The sequence below is a fragment of the Dactylosporangium sp. CA-152071 genome (assembly GCF_050936335.1).
Lineage (GTDB): Bacteria > Actinomycetota > Actinomycetes > Mycobacteriales > Micromonosporaceae > Dactylosporangium > Dactylosporangium maewongense.
Map to the genome: position 1 here is coordinate 4,006,702 of NZ_JBNJMZ010000001.1, position 14,933 is coordinate 4,021,634.

Sequence of the window (14,933 nt, forward strand, 5' to 3'; positions counted from 1 at the left end):
CTGCGCGCGCCGGTAGGATTGCGTGAAGCGGTGACCCCCGCTTCCCACACCAGCTCGGCGACGACGGCACCGTCCAAGATCGCCTGGTTGGCTGTCACGTTCCAATCTTGACGTACGCGACGAGTACTATCGCGTACCGGGAGGGCAAGGCAGTGAACGACCTGGTCGATACCACCGAGATGTACTTGAAGACGATCCTGGAGCTCGAGGAGGAGGGCGTCGTCCCCAAGCGCGCCCGCATCGCCGAGCGACTCCACCAGAGCGGACCCACCGTCAGCCAGACCGTCGCCCGCATGGAGCGTGACGGCCTGCTGATCGTCGAGGGTGACCGCCACCTCGCGCTGACCGACGAGGGCCGCGTGCACGCGGTCGCCGTCATGCGCAAGCACCGCCTCGCCGAGCTGCTGCTGGTCAACGTGATCGGCCTGCCCTACGAGGAGGCGCACGAAGAGGCGTGCCGCTGGGAGCACGTCATGAGCGACGCCGTCGAGCAGCGGGTGTATGAGCTGCTGGGGCGCCCGACCCGCTCGCCGTACGGCAACCCGATCCCGGGACTGGAGAGCCTCGAGGGCAGCGCCACGCCCCACGACCTGTCCGACCCCGAGCGCAACCTCGCCTTCCCCGGCCTCGCCGGGGCCGTCGTGGTGAGCCGCATCTGCGAGAGCGTCCAGACCGACGCCGACGTCCTGCGCCAGCTCCACACCGCCGGCATCGACCCCGGCGCCACGGTCACCGTGGCCCAGGAGCGCGACGGCGTCAGCATCGACCGGGCCGGCGAGCGCATCCGGCTGCCCCGGGAGGTCGCGTCGCGGGTGTTCGTCGCGGCCCACTGATGCATCCCGGGTGCACGGTCCAGGAGCTGGTCGACCGCGTCGCCGGCAAGTGGAGCGTGTGCATCATGGTGGCCGCCGCCGACGGCCCGATCCGGTTCACCGAGCTGGAGCGGGCCATCACCGGCATCAGCCGCCGCATGCTGACCCTCACGCTGCGCAACCTGGAGCGTGACGGGATGCTCGTGCGGACCGTCTACCCGACGGTCCCGCCACGGGTCGAGTACTCCCTCACCCCCATGGCCGCCGAACTCCACGCCGCCCTGCTCGCCATCACCACCTGGGCGGAACGCCACCGCGCCGACGTCGCCCAGGCCCGCGAACACTACGACGCCCGGACCACCGCTTAGCCACCCTCCGACCAGAACCGTCGCAGCCGGTCGAGCGCCTCGTCCCTGGTCATCGCCGCCACTGCCCGCTCATCCACGCCGACCCGCGTGATCAGCAGGTGCACGAGGTCGGCCGGCAGCGACGGCTGCCGGCGGACCGGCTCCCCCCGGTCCGGCCTGGCGCCGTCGCGCACGCAGGCCCAGAACTCGGCCTCCGACACCTGCAGCTGATCGCGCAGGATGTGCGCCCACAGCGCGGGCCCGTATCCGGTGCGGTCCGGCGGGTGGGAGATCCTGGTCCGCAGCGTCCGCCCGTCCTTGAGTGTCAGTTCATAGATCAGGTGATGGGTCCCGGTGCGTCCGTGTGCGTCGCGGACGCGCACCCATCCGTCCACCTGACAGAACCGCTCGTGGTCCTGCCGGGTCGGCGCCGGATGCCTCATCTTCCCGGTCCGACCAGCCAGTCCCGGAGCTGCTCGTCGGTGCTGAGGCCGACGAGCTGGACGAGCCCCCAGTTGCCGGCGTGGTTCGGGGCGTCCAGGAGCCGGTCCTGCCAGTCCTCGGCGTACTCACGCAACGCATCGACCATCTCGTCGACCGCCACCCCGAACGTCGCCCCGTCGGCGGCGAGCGGGAGTCCGGGGATGAAGATCGACCACCCGCCGGCCTCGGCGACGACCTCGGCCCTGGCCGGCACCGACGAGGCGAGGAGTGCCCGCAGGCGCTCCTGGTCGACGACCGCCGCGCTCCGGTGCTCCCGCTGAACCGTCACCACCCGCCCCCGCCCGGCGTCGTCGAGGAGGTCCTTGAAATGCGCTCTGGCCTCGGAATAGCTGGTGTAGTGCACGCAGTTCACGATCGACCCTCCGGCGAAGTACGTCAAGTACGTGACGTACGGACGCTAGCGCAGGTGCATGCCGTATGGCTATATGAACGCAGCTTCAACTTGCATGCGCATATGGGGACATGTAGGTTCGACGGCGCGTGATGTGCCCTAGACTGGACTGGATGAGTGAGGAGCACGGCATGACCGCCGCCCCGAATCTGCCGCTCGGGCCGCTCACGTTGGACGACGTGACAGCGCTCGCCGCCGCTGACGATCAGCACCGGTTCGAGCTGGCCGAGGGGAATCTCATCGTCATGCCACCCGGCACGTGGAGACACAACGAAATCGGCGGGCTCCTGTTCGCATGGCTGTTGTCCCACGGTTTCCGCGGGCGGATCAACCTGAACTCCGGCATCCAAACTGCTGATGACAACCGCAGCGGTCGCATTCCCGACCTCATGGTGACGAAGGACCCCGCGCCGCGGGGTGCGGTGTGGCTGGAGGCGGCGGCGCTGCTGCTTGCGGTCGAGGTCGTGTCGCCCGGCTCGGAGCGCACCGACCGGTGGCTCAAGCCCGTCGAGTATGCCGAGGTCGGGATCGAGCACTTCTGGCGGGTCGAGCCCGACGACATGGTGCTGCGGTTCCAGCTCGTCGACGGGGCGTACAAGGAGATCGGCCGGGAGCCGCTCGACGAGTTGCTCGCCGGTGAGGTGCCGGAGCTGGGCTGAGACGCCTGCCACACCGTGTCACGTTCTCGGAGCTGGGGCGTCAAGTAGGCCATGAAGCGAACAGTGCTCGTCACCGGGGCGACCGGGACGCTCGGGCGGGACGTGGTTGCCGTCCTGCGGGAACGTGGACATGACGTGCGGGGGCTCAGCCGGTCGAAGCCGGGCTACGTGCACGGCGACCTGCTCACCGGGGCGGGAATCGACGAGGCCCTCCAAGGGGTCGACGTGGTCGTGCACGCGGCCACCGACGGGCGGCGGGACGTGGCCGCCGCGGGCAAGCTGATCGAGGCGATGCGGCGGGCTCCAGGAAAGCCGGAGCTGGTGTTCGTGTCGATCGTCGGGGTCGACCGGATCCCGTTCGGCTACTACAACGCCAAGGTGGCCATCGAGAAGATGGTGGCGGAGTACGGCGGGACGAGCTTCCGGGCGAGCCAGTTCCACGACCTGGTGCTGACGATCGCGAAGGGTATGACGAGGCTGCCGCTCGTCGGGTTCTATCCGGCGTTCGACCTGAGGCCGGTCGAGGTGCACGACGTGGCGGTGCGGCTCGCGGAGATCGTCGAGGGCGAGCTGCCGGCGACGCCCGCCGACCTGTCCGGGCCCCAGCGGCGCAGTGCCCGCGACCTGTGGCGGGTGTACCTCGGGCGGGCCGGGAAGCGGCGGCTGCTGATCCCGGTCAGGCTGCCGGGCAAGGCGTTCCGGGCGCTGCGCGGCGGGGCGGGGACGGGCCCCGGCGGCGGCACCGGCACGTGGGAGGAGTACCTGGCCCGGAAGCTGTGACCGCGGCCCAGCCCCACGAGGCTCAGGACTGCGACGGCGACTGCGACGGCGGCGCGGGTGCCTGCGAGGGTGCCGGCGCCGGCGAGGGTGACGTCGCGTGGCGGATGCGGCGCAGGCCCACGGCGCCCGCGACGCCGGCGGCGGCCACGTCGGCGACGGTGAAGAGCAGGCGCGACACGAGCGTCAGGGCCCACGCCGTCGCCCACGGCACGCCCAGGCCGGCCAGGGCGATCGCCATCAGGAACTCGCGGGCGCCCAGGCCCGAGGGGGCCACGATGACGAACGTGCTGATGCTCATCGCGAGGGCCATCGCGAAGACGCTGCCGGTGAGGCCGGACAGGCCCGGCAGGTGCGAGCGGACCAGCAGCCAGACGTGCAGGCCGGCGGTGACGTAGCCGGCCACGCACCACGCGACGCTGGAGAGGATCGGGCGCCAGGTGATCGGCCGGTCCAGCGGCGGGCGGCGCAGCACCCGCATGGCCCGCCCGACGATCCACGTCAGCAGCGGCGGGTAGCAGCAGGCGACCGCGAACGGCAGCAGGATCACCGACGCCCAGACGGCGACGGAGCCGAAGACCTCGTGTCCCGAGGCCTTGACGCCGTCGAGGGCGGTGCCGAAGCCGGGGGTGGTCAGGATCAGCCCGGACGTGACGCCGAGGCCGCTGACCAGCACCGAGCCGATGAACACCTTCGAGCGGGAGACGCCGGCGCGGCGGCCGAGCTCCATCTGCACGACATATGCCCACACCGAGCCGGGCAGGTACTTCCCGAGGGAGCCGACGAGCATGATGGGGGCGGCGTCGCGGACCCGCAGCGGGTGGTCGATGCTGCCGACCATCGCCCGCCACGCCATCATCGTCGTCCACAGGGAGACGACGGCCGCGAGGAGCGACGCGATCAGCGACGGCCACGACAGGGCGCGGAACGTCGCCGCCACATCGGACCATTGCCGGACCGTGGTGGCGACGATGAAGTAGACGATGCCGGCGGCGGCGAGGATGCGCACGGCGGTGATCAGGCGGGCCCGCCACGGCTTGGCTGGTGCCACTTCGACGACAGGCTGACCCACGGTCGGGAACGCTAGCACGGCTAGGATGCGAGGTACCCAGCGCCAATCAGGGGCTTGAGGAGGCAGCGTGCGGTTCGTGGTCATCGGTGGTGGGATCGTCGGCCTGGCCACGGCGCACCGGATCACCCTGGAGCACCCGGACGCCGAGGTCACGGTCGTGGAGAAGGAGCAGCGCTGGGGCGCGCACCAGACCGGGCACAACTCCGGCGTCATCCACGCGGGCGTCTACTACAAGCCCGGCAGCCTCAAGGCCACGCTGTGCAAGGCGGGCAGCGCGTCGATGGTGGACTTCTGCCGGGAGCACGGCATCCCGCACAAGGTGACCGGCAAGCTGATCGTGGCGGCGGAGGAGTCCGAGCTGCCGCGGCTGCGCAGCCTGCACGAGCGGGCCGTGGCCAACGGGCTGCCGGCGAGGCTGGTCGACGCCGCCGAGGCGCGGGAGCTCGAGCCCGAGGTCGCCTGCGTGCAGGGCATCCACGTCGCCTCGACGGGCATCGCCGACTTCGGCGCCGTGTGCGAGACCCTCGCGACCCTGCTGGAGAAGGCCGGCGCGACGCTGCGCCTCGGCGCGCGGGTGAGAGGCATCTCCACCCTGCACGGCGAGACGGTCGTGCACACGGAGGTCGGCGACATCTTCGCCGACGTGCTCGTCAACTGTGCCGGCCTGCACGCCGACCGGGTCGCGAAGATGGCCGGCATCACCCCGCCCGCCCGGATCATCCCGTTCCGCGGCGAGTACTTCGAGCTGCGACCCGAGCGCCGCCACCTGGTGAACGGCCTGATCTACCCGGTGCCGGACCCGCAGTTCCCGTTCCTCGGGGTGCACCTGACGAAGATGGTCGACGGCAGCGTCCACGCCGGCCCCAACGCGGTCCTCGCCACCGCCCGCGAGGGCTACTCGTGGTCCCGCGTCCGCCCCGGCGACGTCGCCGACACGATCGCCTACCCCGGCATGTGGCAGCTGGCCCGCAAGCACCTGCGGTACGGGCTCACCGAGGTCCGCCGCTCCCTGTCGAAGAAGCGGTTCGCCGAGAGCCTGGCCCGCCTGGTGCCCGCGGTGACGACCGCCGATCTCGTTCCGGCGTCGGCAGGTGTACGGGCACAGGCCATCACCCGCGAAGGCGCCCTCGTCGACGACTTCCTCATCGTCGCCGAGGGCAGGCAGGTGCACGTCCTCAACGCCCCCTCCCCGGCCGCGACCAGCTCCCTGGAGATCGCGAAGTACATCGTCTACCGCCTGCCGAGGTAGGCGGTAGGGTGCGCGTCGTGCGAAGGGTTGTCGCGGCGCTCACGGCGCTGCTCGTGCTCACCGGCTGCGACGACGCCGGCGCGAGCCCGGCCGCCGCGACCCCGTCCACCGCCCCGGCGGCGGCCTCCGGCGGCGCCTGCCAGCTGCTCGACTTCCCGGTCGTCAACGCGAAGCTCGGCCTGCAGTACGGCGTGGCCGCCGCGGCGACGCTGGAGAACACGTTCACCTGCGTCCTCCAGCCGCAGAAGGCCCCGCTCCCCGACCTGATCCTGTCGGTCAGCGCCACCACCATCGGCCCCGACATCTACGCCACCGCCGTCCAGCCGAAGGGCGCCGCCCCGGTCCAGGGCCTCGGCGCCGCGGCGTACCAGCGGCAGTCCCCCGCCGCGGAGGGCACCGGCCCGGCCGTCGAGGTCGGCTGGCTGGCCGGCAACAAGCGCATCATCCAGCTGACGGTCCACCTCCCCGCCGGCACCGGCGACGACAAGGCGGCGGAGCTCCTGCCGAAGCTCGTGGACCTCGCCAAGCTGATCGACCTCAGCAGCCTCTGACCGGCCGGTGGTCAGGTCCCTTCGCCGCGGAACCGCCACTCGATCCGGTACCGGTCCTGCAGCGCGGTGCGGTCCGTCGACCAGGAGAAGGTCACCCGCCCGTCCCCGGGCGTCTCCCGCACGATGGCGGTCCGCAGCGGGACGTCCCGGTGCCACAGGGAGCTGCGCACGCCCCACACGACCGGGTCGACGTCCTCCGGGAAGTCGACGACCACGCTCAGGCGCCGCGTCGGGAGCCGGATGTTGCGCTGCAGCCACGGCCCCCACTGCCGGTCGCTCACCTTCCACGAGTACGCGATGACGGTGCGCTGCCCCGGATACAGCGGGAACTGTCCCCGCGCGTTCTCGAACAGCAGCCACACCTCCTTGAGCGCCTCCCGGTCGGTGTACGGCCGCCAGTTCATGGGCTCGTCGCCGCAGGCTGCGCTGAGCCGCAGCTCGTCCCACGTCATGGGGTTGGCGTGGTGGTGCCGGTTCGACAGCTCCGGGTCGTCGGGGTACCGGTCGGCGCAGATCTCGATCGGGAACTGCGTGATCGGCTCGTCGATCCCGTTGTACAGCGCCCGCCTGATGCTGCAGTGGTACACGCCGTCCGCATACGACAGGTGCGCGTCCTCCCACTCCACCACGAGGTCGTGCTCGCCGGGTGCCGGCGCGGGCTCCCGCTCGGGGCGCGGCTCCGGTCGTGGCCCTGGTCGTGGCTCAGTGCGCTGCGCGGGCAGCCGGCTCGCCGCCTCGTCGTCGGGCGAGCCACCAGCCACGTGCCACAGGCGCTGGAAACGCTTGGCCTCCTCGTCGGGCACCGGCCGGTCGACCGACCACCCGGCGAGCACCCGCACGAGGCTCTCCAGCTTGCTCCAGCGGGGCAGCACCTCCCCCTGGAGGATCTTGCTGACGGTCTCGTGGCTGACGGCGTCGGGCAGGTCGTCGCGGTCACGGATCTCGCCGCTGATCTTCTTGACCCCTGGATAGCCGGCCTGCCGGTACAGATGGTGCAGCTCCACCACCAGGGTCCGCAGCGGGCCGTCCGGCAGCGCGCGGCTCGACGGCGGCTGCAGCGGCATCTGATCTCCCCCCGGGTCAACCTGTTCCCCAGTTGAGCACGGCCGGTCAAGAAGGGTCAATACCCGCCAATGGTCAACCAATTTCCGGACACCCGCTCGGCCGGCACGGAAGAATTGTCTTCACGATGATCCGTCGCTTCCGAGGAGGTAAGCATGGCAGACCGGAAGGCGACCCGGCGGGTGCGGCGCTACCAGGTGAACTGGTTGACGCTCGCGGCACTCCTGTCGGCCCTCGCCGCGCTCATCACCGCAGTTCGCGGCATCTGAGATCGCCCGCACACCGCATTCTTCCGCTGTCGGGAAAACGTCCAGTAATCACGCCTGATGTCGATACCGAAAGGCGGCGTGAATGTCCGCGGACCGCACGGATTCACCGACCGTTCTGGCGATCGGCATGGTGTCCGCCGACCATTATCTGCGCGTCGCGTCACTGCCGGAGCGGGACGAGAAAGTCCATGGGGCACGGCTCGGCTGGTTCGCGGGCGGAATGGCCGCCAACTTCGCCGTCGCCGCCAGGCAGTTCTGTTCCGGGACCCGTCTCGTCACCACGTTCGGCGACGACGCCGAGGCCGCGGCGATCCGCCGCCGGCTGGAGGCGCTGGGGATCGACCTGCGGGGCTCCGCCGAGGCCGCCGGCTGCGGGAGCCTCACGGCGGTGACGACGATCGACGACCGCGCCGAGAAGTCCATGGTGATCCTCGACCCCGGGCTGCCCCTGCCCGATGTGGAGGCATGCGTGTCCGAGGCGGCCGGCGGCGACTGGGACGTCGTCTATCCGGTCGCCCTGGACGCCGCGTGGTGCGGCGAGATCGGCGCCGCCGCACGGAAGGCCGGCGCGCTGGTGGCGTTCGACCTCGAGCCGTACTTCGTCGCGTCCGCCTGGGACACGCCGGACTTCGTCCGGATGATGGGGTCGGCCGGCGTGGTCTTCATGAAGATGGACTCCGTCCGTGCCGCCGGGCTGTCCGGCGCCGCGGCGGCGGCCGAGGCCCTCCAGCGCCTCGGCGCCGGCGTTGTGGTCGTGACGGACGGCCCCGGCGTGACGTACTGTGCGGCCGGCGACACCCGCTGCACCGCCACTCCACCCGCGGTGACGGTCGCCGACTCGACGGGCGCGGGCGACGCGTTCGCCGGGGCGTTCTGCGCCCTGTACGCCCAGCGGCGGCCGTTGCCGGAGTGCCTGGCAACCGCGACGGCGATCGGCTCGCTGGCGACCACCGAGTTCGGCTGCCAGACCTACGCGCCGCTGCGGCCCGCCCCGTTCGGGCGCCTGCTGTCCGAGGTGACGGTCCGGCACGTGCGCTGACCACCGGGTTCAGCGGTCGGCGGTCACCACGTCGCGGGTGACCTGGCGGACCGGCGGGGCGGCCACCGGGCGCCGGGGGTGCGGCGGGGTCCAGTGCTTGAGGCGCAGGGCCGGGCGCTCGACGAGGTGCCAGGAGGCGGCCGCGAGCAGGGCCGTGGCCAGGGCCGACGCCATGACGTACGCGGGCATGCCCCACTGGTGGACGCCGAGGGCGGCGAGGGTCTGCTGGGTCGGGAAGGCGTAGATGTAGATGCCGTACGAGTAGTCGTGGGTCCGGCCGATCCGGTGGGTCCACGACGGCAGGGAGCAGGCGGCCCACAGCAGCAGGTAGGCGAGCGCCGGGTAGCCGAGCACGGGGAAGGCGCCGAACCGGAGCGTGGCCAGCAGCAGCGCCGCCGCGGCCGCCGCCAGCGCCGGGTGCGCCGGGATGCGGTCCTGGTACAGCTGCGCCGACGCACCCAGGAGAAACAGGAAGCCCAGGTAGATGAGCAGCTGGGTGTCGAGCGACCCGAAAAAGGGGATCGGCCCGAACGACCCGCGGGGGTGCGGGACGGTGTGTGTCTCGGGCAGCTGGTGGAGGAGGTCGCTGAGCAGGACCGAGTAGGTGCCGGCGGTCAGCAGCAGGACGAGTCGCGGGGAACGGCGGACCACGCCGCAGGCGGTGAGGGCGGTGAGCACGCCGTACCAGAACAGCTCGAACGACAGGCTCCACAGCGACCCGTTCACGACGGAGACACCGCCGGTGAGCCGGCCGTAGGGCGTGTCGGTGAACAGCGTGCCGATGCCCCACTGGTGCGGCTGCCCGAGGGCGTTGTGCCGGGCGAACGCCAGCGCCGCGGGGAACGTCGCGAAGCAGCCGGCGCAGGCGGCGGTGACCAGCAGGCACGCCCACAGGCCGGGGAAGATCCGCAGGCACCGGTGCCAGGCGAACCGGACGGCGCCCAGGCGGCCGGCGCTCGCCGTGACGAGGAAGCCCGACAGGACGAAGAACCCGTCCACCGCCAGGGCGCCGAGGTCCGCCTGACCGCCGGTGAACCCCAGCCCCGGTGTCGCCCGCCCCAGCCCGAGCGGCCACGAGTGTCCTACCAGGACCGCGAGGGCCAGGCACAGCCGCAGGAAGCCGAGCGCATTCGAGCGGGGCGAGTACCGATCAGCCAACACATCCTGACAAACGACCAGATGCCCGACTTCGTCGTTAAGTGAGTTGTGTCAGTATCCTCACCCCCGAAGACGGACACCCTTCTCCCCCACACGTCGCCGAAGCCGGACGCCACACCCAAGCAACTGGTCACCGCCGCGCTGGTCGCGGCCGCCTGGCTGGTCATCGCCCTGCTGTACCTCGCCGGAGTCGCGTACGTCGTCCCGCCGCTGCTCCTCGTCGCCACCGCGGCGCTCCTGCGCGGCGGCCGGACCGTCCTCGACCGGATCATGCTCGCCATGGGCCTGCTGCTCGGCCTCACCTGCCTCGGCGCGCTGGTCTTCGCCGTCTGGCCGTGGGGCCTGCACCCGGTGACCGCCGGCGGCACCGCCGCCACCGCCCTGATCGTCGCCGCCGCGAAGACCGGCCGCCGCCCGCGGCTGCCGCGCCTCGGACCCACCGACGCGATCGCCGCGCTCGCCGTCGCCGCCGTCGGCGCGATCGTCGCCTGGCCGCTGCTGCGCGACGGCCGGACGGGCCGCCTCGCGCAGGTCATGGAGGGCGAGGACCTCGCCCGGCACGCGGCGCTCTTCGACGCGATCCGCCACGCCGGCGGGTACCTCTTCCAGCACCCCGGCCAGGGCAGGACGCTCGTCTACGAGGGGATGGTGTCCTACCCGCAGGGCTCGCACCTGACCGCCGCACTGCTCGACGGGTTCGCCAGGTCGTCCGCCGTCGGCATGGGCACCGGCACCGGCATGTTCGACCACTACCTGGCCTTCGTCACCGGCGGCTACCTGCTGCTCGTCGCGACCATCGTCTGGGCCGCGCAGTGGATCGGCGCCGGCGGCCTGACCCCGGCGCGCACCGCCGTGCTCGCGGCCGGGATCGCCGGGCTGTGCGCGTTCGGCGAGCCGCTGGACCTCGTCCGGTTCGGCTACCCGAGCCAGGTCCTCGGCCTGGCGGAGGCGCTCATGCTCCTCACCGTCCTCGTCCGGCCCGTGCCCCGCGCGCGGCAGCAGCTGCTGCTCGTCGCGGCGCTGCTGGCGGCGGTCGGGTTCACGTACTACCTGTACCTGCCCCCGGTCGGCCTGGCCGCGATCCTGTGGCTCATGCGGGAGCGCCGCAACCACCGCATGCGCCGCATCCCCGCCGTCGCGCTCGCGATCGCCGTCACCAGCGCCGTGCCCCTCGCCATCGGCGTCCTCGTCGCCGGCCAGGCGGGTGCGCTGCTCAGCGTCGGCTCCCTCCGGGTCGGCCGCGAGGGCCTCGCCGTCCTGCTGTGTGTCGTCGCGTCGGGCCTGCTGACCAGGCGCGGCCGCAGGAGCCGGATCTGGCGCTCGTACGCCCTGACGTTCGTCCCCGTGGCCGGCTTCGCCACCGGGATGCTGGCGGTGCAGCGCGTCTTCGGCTCGGGCAGCGGCTACTACGCCAACAAGGCCCTGTTCCTGGTCCTGGTGCTGCTACTGGCCGGCCTCGGCGCCCTGGCCCTGCACCTCCCCCGGCGGCCGCTGGGCTCGCCGCATCTGCGGACCGCGTCGGTGCTGATGGCGATCGTCGCCCTCATCGGCGGCGAACGGGCGGGCGACCAGCGCGACCACCTCGACACCCAGCGGACCTGGCTCGCCGGCGCGGCCGCTGACCAGGTCGCCTACGCCAGGGCCGCCCTGGCCCTCGCCCCCGGCGACCCGACCGTCGTGATCGGCGACGACCCCGGCTACGACTCCTACCGCCTGACCCTCTTCATCTCCACCCTGCACCGCACCTCCGGCGAGATGGCGGGCGCCACCTACCACATCGGCCCGATCAACTCCCCGGACCGACTCGACGCCGTCGTGGTGCGGATGCCGGGCCCGATGCGCCTGCTCGCCCTCACCGACGACGCGTACACCCGCGCCGAGGCACTCCGCGACCGCCACCCGGCCTTCGCGATCGACATCGTCCGCCCCTGAACCCCGTTCCGCGGCGTGACCGCCGCGGAACGGGGTGCGGCCTACTTCGTGGGCTTGCGCAGCGCCTTCAGCGACGCGTGGGCGGACTTGGCCGCGGCGCGGACCGGCTGGACCTGGGAGCGCAGGGCGTCGCCGTCGGAGCCCGGCTTCAGGGCCAGGAGGGCGTCGACCTTGCCCTTCAGGGTGGCCTCGACCGCGTCCAGCTTCGCGGTGTCGGCGCCGGGGCGCGAGCGCAGCGCGGCGATGACGGCGAGCTCGGTGTCGATGGCGGCGGTGAGACGCACCTTCGGGCCGGTGAGGACGAAGACGCGGTAGTCGAAGACCATCGACTGGGCGTCGGCCTTGACGGCGGCGGCGGTCGTCTCGCCCTGGACCTTCGTGCGCAGGGCGGTCAGGCCGGTGCGCTGGTCGGCGATGAGCTTCGTGAGGGTGTCGCGGTGGCCGGACTGGACCTGCTTCGCGCCGGCCAGGTTGGTCTCGAACTTCTTCAGCGCGTCGAGCCGCTTGTCGATGCGGCCGGCGACTGCGGTCTTGGCCCCCTCCAGCGTCGCGGCGCGCGCGGACGGCTCGGCCCAGGCGGCGCCCGGGACGAAGACGGCGGCGAGCACAAGGGTCAGGGCGATCAGGGTGCGCTTCATCAAGGTCCCTCTCAGTCTTCGTCGTCGGCGGGCTGGGCGTCGCCGGACAGCTGCTGCTCCACCTGGTCGAGCAGCTGGTCGACATCCCCGGCGGTGCCGTTGGTGCCGGCGGTGCCGGCGGTGCCGGTCGAGGTGGTGGCGGCGGCCGGCACGGCCGGCGTCTGGGTCGAGACCGCGGCTGGCTGATGGCCGCGCCGCTGCTGGCGCCCGCACCCGCCGGCGAACAGCAGCACGACCGCGAGCGCGACGGCGATGGTTCGTCTCATGGGGGACATGGTGCGTCCCGCGGGTAAGCGCACCCCGCGGGACAACGTAAGGATCAGGTCAGAGCGCCGCGACCACCTCCACCTCCAGCAGCGCCCCGTCGCGGAAGAGCCGGGACACCTCGACCGTGGTGCTGGTCGGCGGCGGGCCGGTGAAGACGGCGCGGCGGACCTGGCCATACAGGGGCAGCATCGCCATGTCGGTCAGGTACGTCCGGACGTTGACGACGTCCGCGAAGGTGGCGCCGTGTGCGGACAGCAGCGCGCCGATCAGCTCGAACACGCGCGTGGCCTGGGCGACCATGTCACCCGGGCCGACGAGCGCGCCGTCGTCGTCGAGGGCGATCTGACCGGACAGGAACAGCAGCGCGCCGGTGCCGGCGTCGATGCGGGCGACGTGCGAGTACGCACCGACGGGCGCCGCCACGCCGGACGGGTTGTCAAGGACGAGCATCAGGTTCCTTTCGGGGATGAGACGGCGATCGTGGACAGGTCCGCCGAGGGGTCGGCGGCCGCGAGGTGCCGGCCGGCGGCGAGCGCGACCGGCAGGTCCCGGCCCGCGACGCTCAGGGCGAGGTCCTTGGCCGCCAGCCGGACCGGGAAGCGAGCCTTGCCGGACAGGCGCTGGACGGCGTTGCCCAGCGGGCCCGACGCCAGCGCGTCCAGGGCGTCGGCGCGGGGCACCCCCAGGTCGTCGGCGACCTGCAGCGCCTCGGCCAGCGCGGCCAGCGCGGTCACGAGCGCGGTGTTGAGCACCACCTTCATCGCCGCGCCGCCGCCCGACGGGCCGCACCGGCGGACGTCCCCGAGCGTGGCGAGCACCGGTGCGACCCGGTCGACGGCGGCGTCCGTGCCGCCGGCGAAAATCCTCAACGTCCCGCCCTCGGCGGCGCCGGTGCTTCCGGCCACGGGGGCGTCGACCAGGTCCACGCCGGCGGGCAGGGCGGCGGCGAGCTCACGGACGGCGTCCGGGCCGATCGTGGACATCTCGACGAGCGTCGCCCCGGGCGGCAGCTCCGCGGCACCGACGACGGACATGACGACGGGGCCGTCGGTGAGCATCGTGATGACGACGTCGGCGTCCCGGGCGGCCTCCCGCGCGGACGCGGCGACGGCGACGCCCTCGACGGGGCGCGGCGTGCGGCTCCACCCCGTGACGGGGAACCCGTGCGCGGCCAGCCGGCGGGCGATCGGCGCCCCCATGCTGCCGAGCCCGAGCACAGCGATCTTCTGCATGCGTCCGACCGTATTGGCGCACGACCGATGCGACCAACGAATGTCTGGCATCGCCGCCATGCGGTGTGGGAATGTCTGGAGCGTGCAGACGGAGATGCTGGAGGTGTTCCGGGAGGTCGCCCGGCAGCGCTCGATCACCGCCGCCGCGGCGACCCTGCGCTACACGCAGTCGGCGGTGTCCCGGCAGGTCGCGGCGCTGGAGCTGGAGGTCGGGGCGCGCCTGTTCGACCGGCTGCCGCGCGGGGTCGCGCTCACCGAGGAGGGCCGCTGCCTGCTGGAGCACGCGACCGCCGTCCTCGACCGGCTCGCCCTGGCCCGGCGCGAGGTCACCGCCGTGCACGCCGGCACCGCCGGCCGCCTGCGGGTGGGCGCGTTCGCGACCGCCGACGCGGCGCTGGTCCCGCGCGCCCTGGCCCGCTTCCGCGCCGGCCACCCGGATGTCCGCCTGTCGCTCATCGAGGGCGTCACCGGCCGTCTCCTGGCCGCGCTCCTCGCCGGCGACGCCGACGTGGCGCTGGTGACGACGAGCGCCGACCGCCCGTTCGACGACCCGCGCTTCACGACCCACCACATCCTGGATGAACCCGTCCTCCTCGCGGTCCCCCAGCACCACGAGTTGGCGTCAGCGGCGTCGGTACCGCTGGCCGCGCTGGCGGACGAGGCGTGGATCGCGGGCTCGGCCGCCCCGGAGGAGACCCTGCTCGGCCCGAGCGTGCGGCTCGGTTTCCGCCCCAGGATCGACTTCGTCGCCGCCGAGTGGACCGCCAAGCTCGGCTTCGTCACCGCCGGCCTCGGCGTGACCCTCGTGCCCGCCCTGGCCGCCCGCGCCGCCCCCGCCGACGTCCGCCTGCTCCCCCTCGACCCCGCCGAGGTCCCACCCCGCACCGTCCTGGCCGCCACCCTCGCCGGCCGGACGAAGCCCGCGACGGTCACCGGTTTCCTGGCCGTCCTCCGGGACCTCGCCGCCACCTGAG

The 14,933-nt window shown here is 72.8% G+C and carries 18 protein-coding genes; 9 read left to right on the forward strand and 9 right to left on the reverse strand.

All coding sequences use genetic code 11. The features are described from left to right. The first annotated feature begins 152 nt into the window (after positions 1-152). Together ACQEVZ_RS17850 and ACQEVZ_RS17855 are read left to right on the forward strand one after the other, a co-directional pair. Positions 153-833 (forward strand): metal-dependent transcriptional regulator, encoded by a 681-nt coding sequence (locus ACQEVZ_RS17850; protein WP_344503254.1) that lies wholly within the window; start codon positions 153-155, stop codon positions 831-833. Then, on the forward strand, positions 833-1,180 hold the full coding sequence (locus ACQEVZ_RS17855; protein WP_344503215.1) for a winged helix-turn-helix transcriptional regulator: 348 nt from the start codon (positions 833-835) through the stop codon (positions 1,178-1,180). Before ACQEVZ_RS17850 ends, ACQEVZ_RS17855 begins: the two co-directional genes overlap by 1 nt. On the opposite strand, the gene ACQEVZ_RS17860 is transcribed toward ACQEVZ_RS17855, so the two are convergent. Both ACQEVZ_RS17860 and ACQEVZ_RS17865 read right to left on the reverse strand, forming a co-directional pair. Beyond that, the gene (locus ACQEVZ_RS17860; RefSeq protein ID WP_433367770.1) at positions 1,177-1,602 is read right to left on the reverse strand and encodes a hypothetical protein; all 426 of its coding nucleotides are present in this window, start codon (positions 1,600-1,602) and stop codon (positions 1,177-1,179) included. The two genes, ACQEVZ_RS17855 and ACQEVZ_RS17860, sit on opposite strands and share 4 nt — an antisense overlap. Beyond that, complete coding sequence (locus tag ACQEVZ_RS17865; RefSeq protein WP_354888526.1) at positions 1,599-2,042, reverse strand: hypothetical protein; 444 nt, start codon at positions 2,040-2,042, stop codon at positions 1,599-1,601. The genes ACQEVZ_RS17860 and ACQEVZ_RS17865 overlap by 4 nt, the downstream gene beginning before the upstream one ends. Positions 2,043-2,167: 125 nt before the next feature. Between ACQEVZ_RS17865 and ACQEVZ_RS17870 the strand changes: the two genes are divergently transcribed. Beyond that, complete coding sequence (locus tag ACQEVZ_RS17870; protein ID WP_433367773.1) at positions 2,168-2,713, forward strand: Uma2 family endonuclease; 546 nt, start codon at positions 2,168-2,170, stop codon at positions 2,711-2,713. Positions 2,714-2,764: 51 nt separating this feature from the next. After that, the gene (locus ACQEVZ_RS17875) at positions 2,765-3,493 is read left to right on the forward strand and encodes an SDR family oxidoreductase (RefSeq protein ID WP_433367776.1); all 729 of its coding nucleotides are present in this window, start codon (positions 2,765-2,767) and stop codon (positions 3,491-3,493) included. Positions 3,494-3,515: 22 nt separating this feature from the next. Here ACQEVZ_RS17875 and ACQEVZ_RS17880 read toward each other — a convergent pair whose 3' ends face one another. Further along, positions 3,516-4,562, reverse strand: coding sequence for a lysylphosphatidylglycerol synthase transmembrane domain-containing protein (locus tag ACQEVZ_RS17880; RefSeq protein WP_354888532.1), 1,047 nt, complete (start codon positions 4,560-4,562; stop codon positions 3,516-3,518). Positions 4,563-4,629: 67 nt separating this feature from the next. Here ACQEVZ_RS17880 and lhgO point away from each other — a divergent pair, with 67 nt between their 5' ends. Both lhgO and ACQEVZ_RS17890 read left to right on the forward strand, forming a co-directional pair. Beyond that, complete coding sequence (gene lhgO, locus ACQEVZ_RS17885) at positions 4,630-5,811, forward strand: L-2-hydroxyglutarate oxidase (RefSeq protein WP_433367781.1); 1,182 nt, start codon at positions 4,630-4,632, stop codon at positions 5,809-5,811. 17 nt (positions 5,812-5,828) lie between these two features. Beyond that, positions 5,829-6,362, forward strand: a complete 534-nt coding sequence (locus ACQEVZ_RS17890; protein WP_344503222.1) for a hypothetical protein — start codon at positions 5,829-5,831, stop codon at positions 6,360-6,362. An 11-nt stretch (positions 6,363-6,373) separates the two neighbouring features. On the opposite strand, the gene ACQEVZ_RS17895 is transcribed toward ACQEVZ_RS17890, so the two are convergent. After that, positions 6,374-7,426, reverse strand: a complete 1,053-nt coding sequence (locus ACQEVZ_RS17895) for a helix-turn-helix domain-containing protein (protein WP_433367784.1) — start codon at positions 7,424-7,426, stop codon at positions 6,374-6,376. Positions 7,427-7,775: 349 nt separating this feature from the next. Here ACQEVZ_RS17895 and ACQEVZ_RS17900 point away from each other — a divergent pair, with 349 nt between their 5' ends. Beyond that, on the forward strand, positions 7,776-8,732 hold the full coding sequence (locus tag ACQEVZ_RS17900) for a carbohydrate kinase family protein (RefSeq protein WP_433367787.1): 957 nt from the start codon (positions 7,776-7,778) through the stop codon (positions 8,730-8,732). 9 nt (positions 8,733-8,741) lie between these two features. Here the strand turns inward: ACQEVZ_RS17900 and ACQEVZ_RS17905 are convergent, their stop codons facing one another. Next, complete coding sequence (locus ACQEVZ_RS17905; RefSeq protein ID WP_433367790.1) at positions 8,742-9,893, reverse strand: acyltransferase family protein; 1,152 nt, start codon at positions 9,891-9,893, stop codon at positions 8,742-8,744. Positions 9,894-9,938: 45 nt separating this feature from the next. On the opposite strand from ACQEVZ_RS17905, the gene ACQEVZ_RS17910 reads away from it, so the two are divergent. Continuing rightward, positions 9,939-11,822 (forward strand): hypothetical protein, encoded by a 1,884-nt coding sequence (locus ACQEVZ_RS17910; RefSeq protein ID WP_433367793.1) that lies wholly within the window; start codon positions 9,939-9,941, stop codon positions 11,820-11,822. Positions 11,823-11,863: 41 nt separating this feature from the next. Here ACQEVZ_RS17910 and ACQEVZ_RS17915 read toward each other — a convergent pair whose 3' ends face one another. The 4 genes from ACQEVZ_RS17915 to ACQEVZ_RS17930 are packed head-to-tail and all read right to left on the reverse strand — an operon-like array spanning position 11,864 to position 13,959. Then, positions 11,864-12,460, reverse strand: coding sequence for a hypothetical protein (locus ACQEVZ_RS17915; RefSeq protein WP_354888543.1), 597 nt, complete (start codon positions 12,458-12,460; stop codon positions 11,864-11,866). Positions 12,461-12,471: 11 nt separating this feature from the next. Then, positions 12,472-12,726, reverse strand: a complete 255-nt coding sequence (locus ACQEVZ_RS17920; protein ID WP_433367796.1) for a hypothetical protein — start codon at positions 12,724-12,726, stop codon at positions 12,472-12,474. A gap of 58 nt (positions 12,727-12,784) precedes the next feature. After that, positions 12,785-13,177, reverse strand: a complete 393-nt coding sequence (locus tag ACQEVZ_RS17925) for a RidA family protein (RefSeq protein WP_344503227.1) — start codon at positions 13,175-13,177, stop codon at positions 12,785-12,787. Further along, positions 13,177-13,959, reverse strand: a complete 783-nt coding sequence (locus ACQEVZ_RS17930; protein WP_433367805.1) for an NAD(P)-dependent oxidoreductase — start codon at positions 13,957-13,959, stop codon at positions 13,177-13,179. The genes ACQEVZ_RS17925 and ACQEVZ_RS17930 overlap by 1 nt, the downstream gene beginning before the upstream one ends. A gap of 82 nt (positions 13,960-14,041) precedes the next feature. Here ACQEVZ_RS17930 and ACQEVZ_RS17935 point away from each other — a divergent pair, with 82 nt between their 5' ends. Next, the gene (locus tag ACQEVZ_RS17935) at positions 14,042-14,932 is read left to right on the forward strand and encodes a LysR family transcriptional regulator (protein WP_433367808.1); all 891 of its coding nucleotides are present in this window, start codon (positions 14,042-14,044) and stop codon (positions 14,930-14,932) included. The last annotated feature ends 1 nt before the right edge of the window (position 14,933 follow it).

Excerpts from the sequence above, each read along its gene's own strand:
- ACQEVZ_RS17855 (WP_344503215.1), top strand. The coding sequence starts at position 833 with ATGCATCCCGGGTGCACGGTCCAGGAGCTGGTCGACCGCGTCGCCGGC.
- ACQEVZ_RS17860 (WP_433367770.1), bottom strand. The coding sequence starts at position 1,602 with ATGAGGCATCCGGCGCCGACCCGGCAGGACCACGAGCGGTTCTGTCAG.
- ACQEVZ_RS17870 (WP_433367773.1), top strand. The coding sequence starts at position 2,168 with ATGAGTGAGGAGCACGGCATGACCGCCGCCCCGAATCTGCCGCTCGGG.
- ACQEVZ_RS17875 (WP_433367776.1), top strand. The coding sequence starts at position 2,765 with ATGAAGCGAACAGTGCTCGTCACCGGGGCGACCGGGACGCTCGGGCGG.
- ACQEVZ_RS17895 (WP_433367784.1), bottom strand. The coding sequence starts at position 7,426 with ATGCCGCTGCAGCCGCCGTCGAGCCGCGCGCTGCCGGACGGCCCGCTG.
- ACQEVZ_RS17900 (WP_433367787.1), top strand. The coding sequence starts at position 7,776 with ATGTCCGCGGACCGCACGGATTCACCGACCGTTCTGGCGATCGGCATG.
- ACQEVZ_RS17915 (WP_354888543.1), bottom strand. The coding sequence starts at position 12,460 with ATGAAGCGCACCCTGATCGCCCTGACCCTTGTGCTCGCCGCCGTCTTC.
- ACQEVZ_RS17920 (WP_433367796.1), bottom strand. The coding sequence starts at position 12,726 with ATGAGACGAACCATCGCCGTCGCGCTCGCGGTCGTGCTGCTGTTCGCC.
- ACQEVZ_RS17925 (WP_344503227.1), bottom strand. The coding sequence starts at position 13,177 with ATGCTCGTCCTTGACAACCCGTCCGGCGTGGCGGCGCCCGTCGGTGCG.
- ACQEVZ_RS17930 (WP_433367805.1), bottom strand. The coding sequence starts at position 13,959 with ATGCAGAAGATCGCTGTGCTCGGGCTCGGCAGCATGGGGGCGCCGATC.